The sequence below is a fragment of the Tamlana crocina genome (assembly GCF_012037625.1).
Genome location: NZ_JAAVJS010000231.1, coordinates 1 through 453, shown reverse-complemented (window position 1 = coordinate 453; position 453 = coordinate 1). Strand labels below are relative to the sequence as shown.

Genomic DNA, 453 nt, shown 5'->3' with positions numbered 1-453 from the left:
CATCTAACTTCCCTACTACTGCTTTTCCTTCATATTCTTTACTAATATCATCAATGATGGGACCCACCATTCTACAAGGTCCACACCAGGCTGCCCAAAAGTCTACCATTACAGGTTTGTCGCTGTTCAGCACTTTTTCTTCGAAAGTCGCGTCTGTTATCTCTAAAGCCATTTTTTTCTCTTTAAGTTCTTAATTTTTGTATGGGTAAAAATAAACAAAAATCTATCCAATGTTATTACCAGGGATATTAGATTTGGCTATAACCTCATTATCAGCACCTATTCACCTAATAGAACTTCTTAATTGAAGGAATTTTCTTACAACAATTAAGAGGTTTCCGGTTTCTGCCGAAGATTTTCGGAAGTCATCGTTTTGTAGCCATCTAAATGAAATTATCTCCCTGTTCTTTAGTAAATTTATTACGTAAGTAATTCAAAATCACTAAATATTCA

At 34.2% G+C, this 453-nt stretch carries 1 protein-coding gene; it reads right to left on the bottom strand.

What is annotated here, in order from left to right; genetic code table 11:
• On the bottom strand, positions 1–172 hold a 172-nt coding region (locus HC176_RS16460), incomplete at its 3' end, for a thioredoxin family protein (RefSeq protein ID WP_245234935.1).
• Positions 173–453: the final 281 nt, after the last annotated feature.